Below are 15418 nucleotides of genomic sequence, written 5' to 3' on the forward strand. Positions count from 1 at the left end.
CCTAATCCCGCCAAACTGGCTGGAAAATGCGTAATCTATTTATATGTCGAAATTTTCCAATATCATGTATGAAAAAGTCGTGCCAAAGTGAACCTTTCTGCACAACAGTAGTCATTCCTGCAAGTTATTACACAAAATCCACAAAAAAAGTGGCCTTCAATCACTAGGACTGAAGACCACGGTGCATTTTTTTTCACATTTGCACAAGACTTTTGTGCAACAACTTGCACTAACACATGTGCACTTATTTAAGAGAAGGCAGTAAATCCACAGCCCTAAACGGAATGAGCACTGCATCTTTAAGAATGGAGAACACGCCGCCGCCAATCTTACCGAAGGTACGCGGTACAACGCTCAAACCATCCACTGTAATTTCCGGGTCATCCCAGCTGCCTACAATGGTTACTGGAACCGTCGGGATGCGGGCATATGTCACGCTTACCTTATAATCAATCTTTTTATTCGGCAGATCAATTTTACCGCCACCGCGCATATCCATAAACGGAGAAGTAACAGTGGTATTATCACTGCTCATGATGCCCTGCCTGATGCTGCCATCACTCACAGCAGAGTCGAATGTTGTTTTTTCAATCTCTCCGTTATTATCCTTGCTGAATCCAAAGAAGCCATCCTTAACGGAAACTCCCCAGATGCCATCAAGACTGGCTAAGATATCGTAGTTAGAGGCAAGCTGCCCTGTTGCTTCCAGATAGCCTGTACCCTGTCCACCAAGATAATCTTCGCCTGCTGCGCCTTTAGAAGCCAATGCCAAGTCCACGCCGTTAACGTTCAACACAACGCGGCTATCCAGCTTCTCTTTAAGCACGCCTGCAAACTCACCGGCAATCGTGCCTTTGTACAAGTTCGCTTCCAATGGCCCTATCTGAATTTTTCCGTCAGCAATAACCACCGGAGTCACAAGCTTTTGGATATCAAAAGGATCATAGCGCAACGCGCCTACTTTAAGGCTGCCTTTAACATCCACTTCTTTAAGCCATTCAAGATTCCACGACTTCTTATTAAAGAACTTCGCACGTACATCCACATCTTCAGGCGGGAAGTAGCCGTTAAGCATAATGTCGCCCACCTCGACATCCGCACGCACGGTCGGGACTTTTCCATTCAGGTTAACCAGCAAGGAGCCTTTCAATGCGGAATCATCCACGTATCCGATAACATTATACAGCGCATAGCGCCCCCTGCGCAGGTCAATTTCACCACGCAGCCCAGCACGGCTGAACGCTGCGGGATCGCGAGTCTGCCATCGCAGCAGATTCAGAGTCTGTAGTATCGGGCGCAGGTCAAAGTCTTCACCATTAAAGTTTCCTTTAAATTCAGGCGCTGAAATAAAGCGCTTGCCGCTACCCTCAATTTTGAAACTCTGTTCGTCGAACACCAATGTACCATTGGTAAATGTCACATCCTCTGTTTCCAGATTGTAGGTAGTCTTGCTTATCAGATGCGCTGAGAGCGGAACGCGTTCGCCACTCACTTCCATTGTACCCATCCACGTCAGGTCCAGATCGATGTTGTCACCGCGCACAGGCAAAACGCGCTTGGCGCTCATAATGATCGGGCCCTTAACACGGGTCAGATAGGTACTGTCAGAATCTTTCGCATCATACAATACTGAAATATCCCAATAATATGGCAAGTCATTTCCTGCCTTATCCGGTACCTTTGTTAAACTCTTACCGGAAAGATCAATCTTCAGCTCATCAAAGAAATTCTGCGTGGAGGACATGGTGCCGTCAGGCTGCTCGGTCGGCAATGACTTCACATATCCTTTTTTAAACACTGCATTCACGGTACCACCAAGACCGGCAGCCAAACCAAACACTGTTTTCGCCTTAGCACGAACATCAATATTACCGTTTGCAATGCCGGTAATAACAGTATCTCCCGTAAGGATACGGCTGATCTCTGTTGAATCCACATTGGTAAAAGTGGCCTGCAGGCGTAGATCATCCGCAATGGTTAACAACGAGTCAACGCTGCCGCCATAAGCTTTGCCGATCTTATAGGAAGTAAGCGTATCTTCGTTCGGAGCTGGCCAGCAGCGGAATGCCAGATCATGGATAGCAAAACCATACGCCGTTGCACGCTTTGCACCGATGCGAATATCGTAACCCACAGAAAGTTCAGCCAACGAATCTGCCTTTTCCGCCGTCTTTCCATTCTGTTTTTCAGCACCATTAGCAGAAGCCTTCTTCGCATCCTTTTCAAGTTCATCATCAGTAAGGCGGAAGATAGGCGGTGCATCGTCCGTAGGTTTAGGAAGCACGTCCGGCGGGGTCAGGCTAAGTTCTGGAAAAATTCTGTTCACATCAATGTCTTCACCGGATGCATCGATGTAAATTACCGGATCGGAAAAGTCTTTCACGCCACCGACGCCTTCAAGCTTCATGCCCAGCACCTCAGCCTTCAAGCTATCCGCCCACACGTGATCTTTTGTCAGTTCAACAGAAAGAAGACCGTCGATGCTGTCCAAAGCATGGTTCAAGCTCGTCGGAAGGTTTTCTGTAAACCCAAACCAGTATGGCAGGCTCAAGTCCTGCACCTCTGCCTGCCCTGCAAGCTTCCAGTTCGCGTTGTCGATGTCGGTCAACTTACCGTTAAAGTCCAGTCTGCCCTTGGCAACTTCTGCCTTTACTTCGGTTAATGCCACTTCACGGGAAGGCCAATTGAGTTCATACAGCACTTTAATTGCTGTCGGCACAACACGCCCTTCCAACTCAATATCGCCATCCCATTTTACAGAACCAATCACGTTTTCCGCAGTAAGAGTAGCCAGACTTAAGTCGCTCTCGCCTACAACCTCCAACCGCCCGTTAGTAGGTACGATACTGTTTTCAATTCCAAACGAGATATCAAACAGAGTTTTTGCATTGAAATCTATATTCAGGTTCAGGTCCGTGGCGGCAACAAAATCTTTTCCGCTATCCGTTTCCTGCTCCCACACAACACGACCGCGCTGGATATCAATGCCCTTCAAGTCAAAGCTACCGGTAATGTCGCCCATGGAGAATTCTACATCCATATTAGCCACATCTTCCTTGGCTTCTTCTTTTTTCGCCAGCAAGGCATCAGAAAGCACCACTTCAAGATCCTGTAATCTCAAGTGATCAATTAACACCTTGCCGCTGAACAATGTCGGGATATCAACTTTCGACTGCACACCGCCCACGGACACAATAGTTTTCTCTGTATCCGGATCAACAACCTGCACATCCGAGGCGTCAATAGCCAGCGGCACAATAGAAAGCTTCAACTCACCGTTAATAAGCCATTTAAATCCGGTAGCCTCGGTCAAGTTGCGTTCAATAAGATCTGGAAAATTTGAGGACCGTATATACCACCCTGCGTATACGGAAAGACCGCCGAGGCACACGGCAACGGTAAGAAGAATATAAAAAAATACACGTATTGCTGGACGCACTTACTAACCTCAATACAAAATATGGTTAAGCTATTCGAAGTGACACTGTACTATACACAGGCCACAAAGCAAACAGGTGTCGGACAAGAGGCAAAAGAAATACCCTTTACCGAACTCCAAGGCTTGAATACAGTACAACAGCTAATTACGCCGTTGCATTGACAATAATACATGCAGAAAAAATATCTTGTAACAATAACAGCAGCCTTGAACACAAATCCCTCTGCACAACCAAGGGATACCAACAATACTGGAGTAACACACAATGAAGACAGTAATTCTTGATGGTGTAACACTTAATCCCGGTGACAACCCGTGGACTCCGATTGAAGACCTTCTTCCTGTTACGCTGTACGAAAAAACAGAAGACGAAGATATTATTCAGCGTAGTAAAGACGCAGAAATCTTACTGACCAACAAAACTCCGCTTACAAAAGAAACCCTAGAACAACTTCCGAATCTCAAATATATTGGTGTGCTTGCCACCGGCTACGACGTGGTCGACATTAAAGCCGCTGCTGAACGTGATATCCCGGTAACCAACACCCCGGGCTATGCAAACAACGCAGTACCTGAACACGTATTCGCGCTTATCTTCGAGTGCTACAGACAAGTAAGTCTCCATTCCCAGCAAGTAAAGGATGGGGAATGGGGCAAAAACGGCCAGTTCTGCTTCTGGAGCACTTCACAGCGTGAACTTGGCGGCAAAACTATCGGCATCATCGGCTTTGGTAACACCGGCAACAACGTTGCACGCATCGCAAACGGTTTCGGTATGAACATTCTTGCCTATGCACCGCGTCCAAAGCCAATGCCAAGCTACGACAACTTCGCTTACGCGCCTCTCAAAGAGGTTCTCGAAAAATCAGATATCATCACTTTGCACTGCCCGCTCACAGAAGAGACCAAACACATCATCAACGAGGAAACCCTCGCGCTCATGAAGCCGGATGCAATCATCATCAACACCGCACGCGGCCCGCTTCTTGATGAGCCAGCAGTCGCAAAAGCGCTCAACTCCGGAAAGCTCGGCGGTCTCGCGGTAGACGTTGTAAGCGAAGAACCGATCGCAAAAGATCATCCGTTCCTCTCTACGCCAAACACGTTCATCACACCCCACCTTGCATGGGCGACTGTTGAAGCACGTACAGCGCTTATGCAAATAGCAGCAGACAACATTCAAGCGTTTCTTGACGGTACTCCGCAGAACGTTGTGAATGGGGTAACAGGCAAGTAACTTAGCATAGTTGCCTCCAACCATTTTTGTCTCCAACGGCGCTTGCCAGCGGGGCTTTAAGAACCTTTCTGTAGAAAGGTTCTTAAAAATCTCCAAAGACTTTTAAGGGCGAAGGGAATCCGTTTGTTATCGAGTTGGTAGCCGCGAGGGGGCTACCTTTTGGATATCCAGCAAAGGAATATCGTAACTTGGTAACAAATATCGGTGCAGTTCCCCTTTGAGACGGATTTGAAACAGACTTTGCGTTGTCACCTTGTCAGTGGTTAATAACGGGTTAAGGACATTGGGCAATCATCGTTTTTATCCAAACCGTCTTATTTTTTTCTATAAAAAGCGGGCTGTTCTTAATTAGTAAGAACAGCCCTTTTTATCTTTGTTACTTTCTCACCCTCACAACTTGGGCGTTATTTGCTTGTAATAAATCCTTTGTGTTCACCCGCACCAGCGCTCGTTCAGAACCACCACCGGAAAGTACAGATTCAAGTTCTGTAACTCGAGTATCTACAAGGAAAACAGCGGAGTATCCAAATGAAGGCACTCCCCCGCAAGGGTAGGTTGTCTTCTCAAGAACCTCATCAAAAGTAGCCATCCTTGGACGCTCTACACCTAGGGCCTTTCCGACTCTGGATGTACTTACACGGTCAGCACCACGCACAATAGCCACGATAAGGTTATTGTCTGAATCGACCATACACACATTCTTTACAAGCTCATCTGGTGACGCATCAGCAGCCTCTGCCGCTTCTGCCACACTATGGCAAGACTGCTCAAACACCAGATGCTCAGCAGAAGGAATTTGACCAGTTAAATAGGCACTGAGTTTATCTTCGTAGGTCTTCATTCTCTATCAATCCATTTCTACTTGTGAAAATCGTAAAGGGAACTCAACTGAATACCCTGAACAACACATTGAAACTAAGACGTACAACCTAGCGCCATGATTACCTTTTGTCAAAAGCCCCTATGGGAAAAACTTAATTTCATACGACTCTTCCATCACAGAAAGGTAACCCCCTCGCGGCTACCAACGTCATAACAAACGGATGCCCTTCGCCCCTAAAAGTTTTAGGAGAGTCCAGAGAACCCTTTTCCAAAAGGGTTCTCTGGACGCCGGAGGCAAAAAAAGAAAGAAGCCCCGCCCGAGGCATAACGAGTGGATGTGCAACAACAATTGGGCATAAAAAAAGACCTGATACGCGGGGATGTATCAGGTCTTTTAGGTGCGAGATTAGTTAGAACTCTGAGGATCTTCTTCGATCATCTTGTAAGCGCAGAACTTGCCGCACATGGCGCATTCGCGTTTATCTTTGTGTTCTTCTCTACGCTTTTCAACCATTTCCGGATCGAGAGCAAGGTTTTTCATGCCTTCCCAATCGAGAGCTTTACGCGCACGGGAGATACCGATTTCGCGTTCTACAGCTGCTGGTCTACCCATGGTAGCTTCTGCAGCCTGAGCTGCGATACGGGACGCCATAACGCCTGCGTGCACATCTTCGATGCTTGGCAGGGTAAGGTGTTCCGCCGGAGTCAGGTAACAAAGGAAGTCTACGCCAGCTTTAACAGCGATTGCACCACCGATTGCGCCTGCGATGTGGTCGTAACCTGGGCTGCTGTCGATAACGAGCGGTCCAAGAACGTACAACGGTGCGCCGTGGGTGAGCTTCTTAATGCTGATAATCTGTGCTTCAACTTCGCTTAATGGAACGTGTCCCGGTCCTTCGATCATGCACTGAACACCAGCTTCGAGGCCGCGTTTAGCGAGCTGACCGAGAACCATAACTTCTTCCCACTGTGCTGCATCACCAGCATCGGTGCCAGCACCAGGGCGAAGACCATCGCCAAGGGAAAGAGTCACGTTGTACTTGCGTGCAATCTCAAGAATACGATCGTATCCAGTGAGAAGCGGGTTTTCCTTACCGTTTTTCAGCATCCAACGAGCAAGGATGGAACCGCCACGGGAAACAATGCCCATGGTACGGCTGCCATTAGTAGCAAACTCAGCACCGCGCATGGTGAGACCGCAGTGAACGGTCATGTAGTCTACGCCCTGCTTTGCCTGCTTTTCGATTTCTTCAAACAACTCTTCCGGCTTGATGTCCGCAGGATCACGGTCGCTATCGAGATATTTCTGCGCAACCGCGTACATTGGAACAGTACCAAGAGGAAGCTTGGTAGAAGAAACCATATTTCTTCTGATCTCATCAAGGTCACCACCGATGGATAAGTCCATCACGGTATCCGCGCCTGCTTTAATGGCAGTTTGCAGCTTAACCATTTCGCAGCGGAAATCGTTTTTCAACGGAGAGGTACCGATGTTGGCGTTAACTTTAACAGACGCTGGTTGACCGACCAGCGTCGGAGTTACCTCAGGGTGCTCAGGGTTACCGAGGAGTACCATAGTACCATTCTCAATAGCCTGCTTGATAACATCAGCTTCCAAACGCTCTTTTTTTACTAACTCATCAATATGTGCTTCAAGCAACCCGGCAAGAGCCGTGTTTTTTGCTAAAATAGACATGATGTCACTTCCTAATGGGTAGGTAGAAAGAGCAATGGAACAAACAACAACCTCACTATTACAAACGAATGTTGCACAATTAGCAAGCGGCGTAGAGAATTTTTTATGTAAAAATTCTCTACGCCGCTATGCATTGAAATAAGTATGACCGCTATTGGCCTGTAACAGCTCTAAACTCTTCACGATATATCTTCATATCATCAGAGGGTATTCGATTAAACAGCACAAGCACTTCTGCCACGCTCATAGAGCTGACATTTTTTTTCTTATATATTTCTGCCTTAGTTACATCATCTTCATTAATGTGCCCTTGGGAGATCAGGTATTCTGTAAATGACATATATTTATAGCGTTCCTGTTCCAGAGCACGCTCATTTTCCACCTGACGGGATTCTGCGAGTTCTCGTTCAAGCAGCATATATTCTTTTGTATACTCTGCGATTCGCTCACTCAGAGCGCCTATTTCTGCTTCATAGGCGTTCTTTTTCATTTCCATGCTATTGTTTTCTGTTTCCAGCCTTGCAAGCGTATCACGCAGATCATTATACTTTTTCAGCACTGACAAAAGAATAAGAATCAAAGTGACACCACACGCCAGAACAATAAAAAACGAAAATTCCATACAATGTGGCTCCATTAAAAAACAACTCTAATATGCTTACCGAAGTACGCCCAGCTAGAACCATGAACTTACGCAAAACAGCCGAAGGCATACCATGCATGTCCAGCCATTATTCAAACATTGCAGCAAGGCTACAAAAGCGTCACCGCTCAAAATTATATGCGGTTAACCGTGAATAAACATATACATTTTCACACACCGTGTGCATTAGATACAAGCAACCTGAAACACCTATCGGGTCATCTTCAACTAACTTAAGGGCATATAAATAATTTTTTTTCCTGCCGAGGCCAAAAGTAGACCAAAAAAGTACTTTTTGCCAGCACCTACACTTTTATGTATGACACACCCACTCAAACAATTTCACTACACAGACGCCAACGTCTGATTTTATTATAGAGAGATACAATGGCTTCTTCAAAAATTCGCCCAAGGCTTCTTGTGGCAGATAAAGACGGTAATATTTACGATCATCCAGAACTGCTTATGCTGTGCCGCCGTGGCAATGACCTTGCTCAGCCGCGTCCGGATGAACTGATGCCGCTTCCTGAAGGCAGTGACATATTCATGATGCCAGGCCGCCGCGCCCTTGGACTTGATCCGGAAGACGGTGAAGTTGAGCAGATGGAAGAATTTGCTGTAGCAGCGTTTGTTGCGCCTGCACACACCATTACAGCCCATGCTGCCTATCAAACCGACGAAGACGCTCCTACCCTTCCGCTGTTTGCATACGGCGCTGTCGGCTATGCCAACGGCAAATTTTATGTTGCAGCAAAAAAGGTAGATCAGGATGTACGTCAGGTTTTCCGTGGATTCTCCGGCAAAAAGATTAACCGGTTTGCGCACAAAATTTTAGAAGACTACAAAGAAAACCGCCTCATGCAGCACATCATGAATAAATGTGTGCTCAAGTACTCCTGTCCTGCAGCGAAGAACCTTGCAATCGGTCGTTACGAGGCACCACTGCCTACGTCCCGCACCTGCAACGCCCGCTGCATCGGCTGTATTTCTTTTCAGGATGACAGTTCCAAAATCTGTGCTTCCCCGCAGGATCGTCTGGACTTTACCCCGACTGCGGAAGAAGTATGCGGCGTAATGCGCCACCATGCAGCCAACGAAACCGAAAAGCCAATCTTCTCATTCGGTCAGGGTTGTGAAGGCGAGCCGTTGACTCAGGCAGACATGATCACCGAAGCGATTACCATGTTCCGTGCAGAAGGCGGACGCGGTACCATTAACATGAACACCAACGCTTCCCTGCCGGACAAAGTGGCAAAACTTTGTGACGCAGGCTTGTCATCCATCCGAGTGAGTCTTAACTCTGCCCGTGAAGAAGTGTACAACCTCTACTACCGTCCGAACGGGTACTGTTTTGCAGACGTAAAACAGTCCATTCTGGAAGCAAAAGCACGCAACAAATGGGTTTCCCTCAACTTGCTTTATTTCCCTGGCATAACAGATTCCGAGCCGGAATTTGAAGCGCTGGTAAACCTTATTACGGACACAAAGCTCGACTTCATTCAGCTGCGCAACCTGAACATCGACCCTGAAATGTATCTGGAACTGCTCAACGATATCGATTTCGGCGCAAGCATGGGCTTTACCTTCTTCAAGAAAAGACTCAAAAAAGCCTGTCCTTGGATTGACTTCGGGTACTTCAACCCGTTTGTCGAAGAAGACTAACGTTACAACTGTACACATCAAGTCTGCATCCGAGGTACTGGATGCAGACTTTTTTACTTTTACGCTCTTTTTTGCCTCCGGCGGCCAAAGAACCCTTTTGGAAAAGGGTCCTTTGGACTCTCCTAAAACTTTTAGGAGCGAGGAAAGCCCGTTCTAAAAAGAGTTGGTAGCCGCAAGGGGATTACCTTTCGTGTATAGTGAGAAAAGTTGACAGCGCTGTATCAAGTTATATGTCGCCTATCACAGCACGAGACCTATTTTTGTATTGATTTTTGGAGTAACGACGCATGAGCACCTCTGCTGAAAAATTAAACGAACATGCTTACAAAAATGCACCTGCAAAGACATTTGCAAGCATGTCGATTCCAGTTCTGTTGTCCCTCATTGCAGAGCCGCTTACCGGTCTTGTTGATACCGCCTTCGTTGCAACCCTCGGCACCGAGCCTCTTGCAGCACTCGGCATCGGCACCATGGTGCTTACCTCCGCATTCTGGATTTTCAACTTTCTTGGAATCGGCACACAGACAGAAATTTCTCACTGTATCGGTGCAGACAACAAAAAAACAACATCCATCACAGCAAGCACCGCCCTCCTGCTTGCATTAGCAATCGGGCTTATTGCGTGGTTACTGCCGTTACTGTTCCTGCCGCAAATCTCGCAATTCATGGGCGCAGAAGGCGCCATGCAAAATCTGTCCATCAGCTACATGACGTGCAGGCTTGCAGGTGGTCCCGCAGTGCTCTTCACGATGGCTGCCTTCGGCATTTTCCGTGGTCTGCAAGATATGCGTACGCCGCTTGTCGTGACCACCATCGTCAACGCACTCAACGTGCTTCTCGACTGGCTACTCATCTTCGGCATCGGTCCGTTCCCAGAGCTTGGGGTTGCAGGTGCCGCACTGGCGACTACCATAAGTCAATATGTCGGCATGGCAATCACCCTGTACGCGTTACACAAAAAACTACAACTCACTCCAAAATTTGATCTGCCTCGCTGCAAACGTCTACTCTCCATCGGCTGGGACATGACCGTCCGCACAGGGCTGGTCATCGCGTTCCTGCTCTACTGCACACGTACAGCAACACAAGCTGGGGCCATCGAGGGTGCAGCGCATCAGGGTATCCGTCAGTTCGTAGTATTCAACACTCTGCTGCTCGACACCTTTGCCATCACAGGCCAAAGTCTCACAGGCTACTTCAAAGGCAAAAATGACAACACAATGATCAAACAGGTCATCCGTCAAACCTTTAAATACAGCTTCATCACAGGCATAATTACAGGCGGACTCATGATTGCCGGAGCAGACCTGTTCGCAAAATTTCTCATCCCAACAGAATCTTGGGCTGTATTCTTCCCTGCATGGACAGTCGTAGCGCTTTCACAGCCAACCAACTCGCTCTCCTACGCAACAGACGGCATCCTTTGGGGGATCGGAGACTTCGCATTTACCCGAAATGCCATGTGCATTTCCTGCATCATCGGTATCGGATTCATCGGGCTCATAACAACAGTTCAGCCGTTACAGCCGCTCCTGTGGATTTGGCTCGCAACCGGCGGTATGATGCTCATACGCTCCGCCCTCGGTTGTTACCGTTGCTGGCAGTTGACCAAAGCATAAGCTGCGAGGTGTCTTCGGTTATCCTGCTGGACTGTCTCCGACGACATTTGCCTCCGGCGGCCAAAGAACCTGTTACACTGTCGCTATCTGTAATCCCTCGTTCCTCGAGAACAGCTACCGCTGTTGAAACAAGGTCCTCTGGACTCTCCAAAAACTTTTAGAAGCGAGCACCATCCGTTTTTTACGACGTTGGTAGCCGCGAGGAAATTACCTTTCAGAGTCGGTAACATCAGGGGTTATCGTCTTCCTGTAATTACAACAGGTTATTTCGGCAATTTATACTACACGATGCCAACACATATATCCTCTAAAACTCACGGACTGTAACGTCAGCAATTTCCTACAAAAAAAGGGCTGTCCTTATGTAAGGACAGCCCTTTGCTATTCAGTGTTAAAGCATAATTGCCAGTGGTTCGACGTGCATCCTGTGCTCGTCTTTTATGGTCACACACTCTATTCCCCGGCGTTGATCACCCATAACAACTGAAAGAGTGAGTTGGTCTTTCATATTACTACAACAAGGGAACCCAACGGAGTAAGTTAGCGTGAACGTAACGACCTGCTTACAGAAAGGTAGTGACGCATTCCACGAGGGGATTCACTCACCTCCCTTTCAGGCTTCGTACACGAATGTTGTCGAGTAAACGCTTCATGTGCGATGATTTCGCCCTGCGGGGCATTTTCAGTAAAAGACAAACCAAGAACAAACTGGTCTGGCACCCCAGAGTACGTAAGCCCCGACAGACTCTTAAAACCAAAACGGTTGTAATACTCAGGTGAACCTACCAAAACTATGCCTTTTGCGCCCATCTCCTGCATCAGCTGCAACGCTTCACGAATTAATGCAGAACCGACCCCGCTCTTTTGTCGATCGGGAAGAACGCCAACAGGACCAAGCAAAAACCACCCTTCACTGTCTTTCCCGACGATTGCAGGAGATATGGCAATATGCCCTACTGCTTCTCCGTCTTCTTCCGCCAACAGCGAAAGAGTCAATGCATCAAACGCACGTAAATATTCTACGATAAGATGCTCAAAGGGTTCTGCACCGGGTGCATGCATTGGATGCCCGTTAAAGGCAGCATAGTGTATCTGGGATATACGACCAGCGTCGTCTTTTTGTTCGTTTCTAATCAGCATGAATCCACTCCTTGAGTGTGGAAACGAGTATTCTATAAGAATCTCATCCAACAAGTAACATCAGGTATGACGAACAACAGTTGTTGTTCTTACTGCCTCAAGAACATACGCAAACAAGTGGTTGCTAAACGAAAACAACAAGTCTGCCCCAACAGAATTGGAGCATATCCAGTATTAAGCGTGATAAGTAGTTGTTACAAACCAGACGTAGTAGCCGTTCCATGTGCTCTACGTCTGCCCAAACGCCTACTGGTTGCGGCTTTCGCTAACAACCAGCTTTACAATATCCATCTGAATTTTAATCAAAAAAACCTCTTTGGATGTAGTTAAGATGCCCCCTGCTACACCGCGTAAATTTATATGTCAATCAACCAAAGTCTGAAACGTAAACATTGTTCAATAACTTCAAAATAATCACATAAAACCATGAAGTGCCACCGTCATACGCCGCACCCTTACCAAACTTTTAGCACACACAACCACGTTATAAACAGTTACCGCTACATATGCTGCACAGCACCATTGATAATTCACTACACATAAACAAATTAGAATTGCTGAACAGACTACCTCAAGCATACTATCTTTGTAGAGTGGCTAATCATTCACACACAGCAATTCGCTAACATCGCTTCCAACGCGCACCACTCAACACTCTAAATCCCCCCTACTGTAGCCAACCACAATATTGAGAAAAATATGTTTGATGCATACGAAAGACTTCCAGAATGGCTACGTTGGCTGCTCCTTATCCCGCTTTTCTTCGGGATTATGTATGCCTTCAGTCTTATCTTTCGCCTGCTGAGCATCCATCTTGCCGGAGCCTTTATCTATGACAGAGTCTTCGCCCCACTCGCTGGCGGTGCCATGCTCGTCTTTGTGGCTACACGCCTCATCCCCAGAGCCAAGCTCTTAACAGCCTATGTCCTCTGCTGCTTCTGGCTGCCGCTCTTCACCCTCAGCACGCTCTCCGTTTTCTTCAACACCCCGACTGACGGCAATCTGACCAGAAACGACCTCGTTCAAGGTGCCTTTGCCCTTATCGGATCTCTCGCCGCAACAATCCAAGCTCATAAAAAATACCGTAAGCGCTAATCTGTTTAGTCGCTTTGCTATCGCTATCCGTAATCTTTCGTTCCTCAAGAACGGCTACCGTTCCGACGACGCTTGCCAGCGGGGCTTTAAGAACCTTTCTGTAGAAAGGTTCTTAAAAATCTCCAAAAACTTTTAAAGGCGAAAGGGTTCCTTTTTTAAGTTGTTGATAGCCGCAAGGAGGCCACCCTGCCCTAACAATAACGGACAAGCACTGCTTGTCGTTAAAAAATGATAGTAATACTAATGCATCACGACCTTATCACAGCGATTACTGTTATCAGCTAATAGGTAGTTTCCTCGCGGCTACCAACATCGCAAAAAACGGATGTTATTCGCTCCTAAAAGTTTTTGGAGAGTCCAGAGAAGCCTTTTTTCAAAAAGGTTCTCTGGCCGCCGGAGGCAAACAGAAAAAAGCAAAAAAAAAGCCCCCGCAGATGCGAGGGCTTTTTGTGTTCACGTTGTTATAACAACTTATCCGCCTGAGACGGCGGGAGAGATTTAGGTTCGACAACAGTACCACCTTCAACTGCATTTTCAGGGCTGATGTCGATAGGTTTTCTGCCATCAAGGCTTGAATCTGCAATAAGCATACGACCGTCTGCAGTGATTGCAGTTTTCTGGTCGATGATGGCGATGCCGGTGCGTTCGAGCACTTCACGACGGAATGCGTACTCTTCAGCGACTCGGCGCGTGCGGTACATAAAGTACATTTTGCACACATAGCTTACGATCCATGCTGCTACCAGACCGACACTGATCCAGATGGCGAGCTCCGCCGCAGCTTGACCGAGCTTTAGGACAAAGTCGATAATAATATCCATATTATACAGCAACATACCGACAAACAGGAACCCTGCGAGCAGGATAGTTGTTGGCATGCCATTGATAAGATGGATCCAGTTTCGCATTTTTTCAGGAATATGTTCATTGTCAACCTCAGTCATCACCGGGTCACCGTTGATAAAACGGTTAAAGCCCATACCGATAATCTGAATAATGAACATTACTGCAATTGGAGCGAGCAAGACAGCTACAAGGTACGCTTTCCAAGGGAAAAGGTACTCCATGTTCCCATCAGCTGTCGGATGCAGGTTAGTAACACCGTGAAGAATAGCGACTACAGTCACTACACATTCAACAATAATGATACCGAGTGCAATGTATGTAAGAAGAGACTTTTTTTCTTTCTCGTTCAGCACGGCCCCCAAACTGCCTGCTGCAAACGAGTGCATGCTCTTTTTCTGGGTATCGTTTTCGGTTTCGCTCATTATCCTATCTTCCTCCTGCAGCAACAGAGTGCTGATTTCTTTACAGTCAAGGACTTGCTACAGGACTGAACTGTTTTTTTCAAGCATGTAAAAAAGAAAAAAAACTTTGAGTGCAGTTCAATGCCCTGATTTTTATAGGTGAAACGAATTTTTAAACACGTTATAGAAAGCCCTGTACAGGGTGCTTTTTGAGATACTCCTGTACTTCATGCGGCAACTGATCTTTCTCTACTGGTGCAAACCGCTTCACATGTGTTCCGTCTGCCAACTCTTTTTCCCCATAAAATTCCGCCGCTGGCCGCGTGAACCATACGTGATCACTTGCGTAGAGCGTTCGATAAATAACAACGACTTCCTCTGTTGTTGTATCAAGCGCTTCTGCAACAGTCTGATAGAACTTTCCTTTGAAATGCCTGTAGTACATGTAGCCTCACTCCATTCAGCAACTTCAACAGCTCTAACAATCTGGTATTATTGTGCATCCAGAAAAAGACCGTCACAATTTTGACAAGAAAAAAAAGAACACGGTCGATATTCAAGGTAATTATTTTGCCCTTTACACACCAAACCGTGCTCTTAGAATACCCTCGCAGTATACTTCTTGTAAAGTCTGCAAGTAAAACTTAACTGACATGCTTCTAATGCCCGCAACCGCTGATCATCAGTACTTCCAAGCGTCTTTCGATATCCAAAGAGAAAACTGGATACAAAAAAGCCAAACCCTGAACAAGCTAACCACCTGTACGGATTCGGCTTTTTATGTTGCTAGTAATTTCCTGATTTTTTGCAGTTCAAGA

General features: G+C 46.9%; 11 protein-coding genes. 4 read left to right on the top strand and 7 right to left on the bottom strand.

Translation table 11 applies throughout. The annotated features are described in order from the left end of the window. Nucleotides 1-244: 244 nt before the first annotated feature. Nucleotides 245-3439 carry an AsmA family protein gene (locus BUR09_RS11860; protein ID WP_074217166.1) on the bottom strand — a complete coding sequence of 1065 codons (3195 nt, stop codon included), beginning with the start codon at nt 3437-3439 and terminating at the stop codon, nt 245-247. A gap of 265 nt (nt 3440-3704) precedes the next feature. Here BUR09_RS11860 and BUR09_RS11865 point away from each other — a divergent pair, with 265 nt between their 5' ends. Beyond that, nucleotides 3705-4676: a D-2-hydroxyacid dehydrogenase gene (locus BUR09_RS11865; protein ID WP_074217167.1), complete on the top strand. Its 972-nt coding sequence runs from the start codon at nt 3705-3707 to the stop codon at nt 4674-4676. A 376-nt stretch (nt 4677-5052) separates the two neighbouring features. Here BUR09_RS11865 and BUR09_RS11870 read toward each other — a convergent pair whose 3' ends face one another. From BUR09_RS11870 to BUR09_RS11880, 3 genes are all read right to left on the bottom strand, one after another. Then, nucleotides 5053-5517, bottom strand: coding sequence for an aminoacyl-tRNA deacylase (locus BUR09_RS11870; protein ID WP_074217168.1), 465 nt, complete (start codon nt 5515-5517; stop codon nt 5053-5055). Nucleotides 5518-5904: 387 nt separating this feature from the next. Beyond that, nucleotides 5905-7194: a phosphomethylpyrimidine synthase ThiC gene (gene thiC, locus BUR09_RS11875; protein WP_074217169.1), complete on the bottom strand. Its 1290-nt coding sequence runs from the start codon at nt 7192-7194 to the stop codon at nt 5905-5907. Between the two features lie 151 nt (nt 7195-7345). Next, the gene (locus tag BUR09_RS11880; RefSeq protein WP_074217170.1) at nt 7346-7816 is read right to left on the bottom strand and encodes a coiled-coil domain-containing protein; all 471 of its coding nucleotides are present in this window, start codon (nt 7814-7816) and stop codon (nt 7346-7348) included. 408 nt (nt 7817-8224) lie between these two features. Here BUR09_RS11880 and BUR09_RS11885 point away from each other — a divergent pair, with 408 nt between their 5' ends. Both BUR09_RS11885 and BUR09_RS11890 read left to right on the top strand, forming a co-directional pair. Then, nucleotides 8225-9499 (top strand): radical SAM protein, encoded by a 1275-nt coding sequence (locus tag BUR09_RS11885; protein ID WP_074217171.1) that lies wholly within the window; start codon nt 8225-8227, stop codon nt 9497-9499. A gap of 287 nt (nt 9500-9786) precedes the next feature. After that, on the top strand, nt 9787-11118 hold the full coding sequence (locus BUR09_RS11890; protein WP_074217172.1) for an MATE family efflux transporter: 1332 nt from the start codon (nt 9787-9789) through the stop codon (nt 11116-11118). Nucleotides 11119-11658: 540 nt separating this feature from the next. On the opposite strand, the gene BUR09_RS11895 is transcribed toward BUR09_RS11890, so the two are convergent. Further along, complete coding sequence (locus BUR09_RS11895; RefSeq protein WP_084539464.1) at nt 11659-12258, bottom strand: GNAT family N-acetyltransferase; 600 nt, start codon at nt 12256-12258, stop codon at nt 11659-11661. Between the two features lie 699 nt (nt 12259-12957). Between BUR09_RS11895 and BUR09_RS11900 the strand changes: the two genes are divergently transcribed. Next, entirely contained in the window at nt 12958-13353 is a 396-nt protein-coding gene (locus BUR09_RS11900) for a hypothetical protein (protein ID WP_074217173.1), read from the top strand. A gap of 461 nt (nt 13354-13814) precedes the next feature. Here the strand turns inward: BUR09_RS11900 and BUR09_RS11910 are convergent, their stop codons facing one another. Both BUR09_RS11910 and BUR09_RS11915 read right to left on the bottom strand, forming a co-directional pair. Further along, nucleotides 13815-14621 carry a hypothetical protein gene (locus tag BUR09_RS11910; RefSeq protein WP_074217175.1) on the bottom strand — a complete coding sequence of 269 codons (807 nt, stop codon included), beginning with the start codon at nt 14619-14621 and terminating at the stop codon, nt 13815-13817. Between the two features lie 160 nt (nt 14622-14781). Beyond that, the gene (locus BUR09_RS11915) at nt 14782-15045 is read right to left on the bottom strand and encodes a DUF1653 domain-containing protein (protein WP_074217176.1); all 264 of its coding nucleotides are present in this window, start codon (nt 15043-15045) and stop codon (nt 14782-14784) included. Nucleotides 15046-15418: the final 373 nt, after the last annotated feature.

This window comes from Halodesulfovibrio marinisediminis DSM 17456, assembly GCF_900129975.1.
GTDB classification, from domain to species: Bacteria; Desulfobacterota; Desulfovibrionia; order Desulfovibrionales; family Desulfovibrionaceae; genus Halodesulfovibrio; species Halodesulfovibrio marinisediminis.

Bases quoted from the DNA above. Each gene is read 5' to 3' on its own strand.
- BUR09_RS11865 (WP_074217167.1), top strand. From the start codon at position 3,705: ATGAAGACAGTAATTCTTGATGGTGTAACACTTAATCCCGGTGACAAC.
- thiC (WP_074217169.1), bottom strand. From the start codon at position 7,194: ATGTCTATTTTAGCAAAAAACACGGCTCTTGCCGGGTTGCTTGAAGCA.
- BUR09_RS11885 (WP_074217171.1), top strand. From the start codon at position 8,225: ATGGCTTCTTCAAAAATTCGCCCAAGGCTTCTTGTGGCAGATAAAGAC.
- BUR09_RS11890 (WP_074217172.1), top strand. From the start codon at position 9,787: ATGAGCACCTCTGCTGAAAAATTAAACGAACATGCTTACAAAAATGCA.
- BUR09_RS11900 (WP_074217173.1), top strand. From the start codon at position 12,958: ATGTTTGATGCATACGAAAGACTTCCAGAATGGCTACGTTGGCTGCTC.
- BUR09_RS11870 (WP_074217168.1), bottom strand. From the start codon at position 5,517: ATGAAGACCTACGAAGATAAACTCAGTGCCTATTTAACTGGTCAAATT.
- BUR09_RS11895 (WP_084539464.1), bottom strand. From the start codon at position 12,258: ATGCTGATTAGAAACGAACAAAAAGACGACGCTGGTCGTATATCCCAG.
- BUR09_RS11915 (WP_074217176.1), bottom strand. From the start codon at position 15,045: ATGTACTACAGGCATTTCAAAGGAAAGTTCTATCAGACTGTTGCAGAA.
- BUR09_RS11910 (WP_074217175.1), bottom strand. From the start codon at position 14,621: ATGAGCGAAACCGAAAACGATACCCAGAAAAAGAGCATGCACTCGTTT.
- BUR09_RS11880 (WP_074217170.1), bottom strand. From the start codon at position 7,816: ATGGAATTTTCGTTTTTTATTGTTCTGGCGTGTGGTGTCACTTTGATT.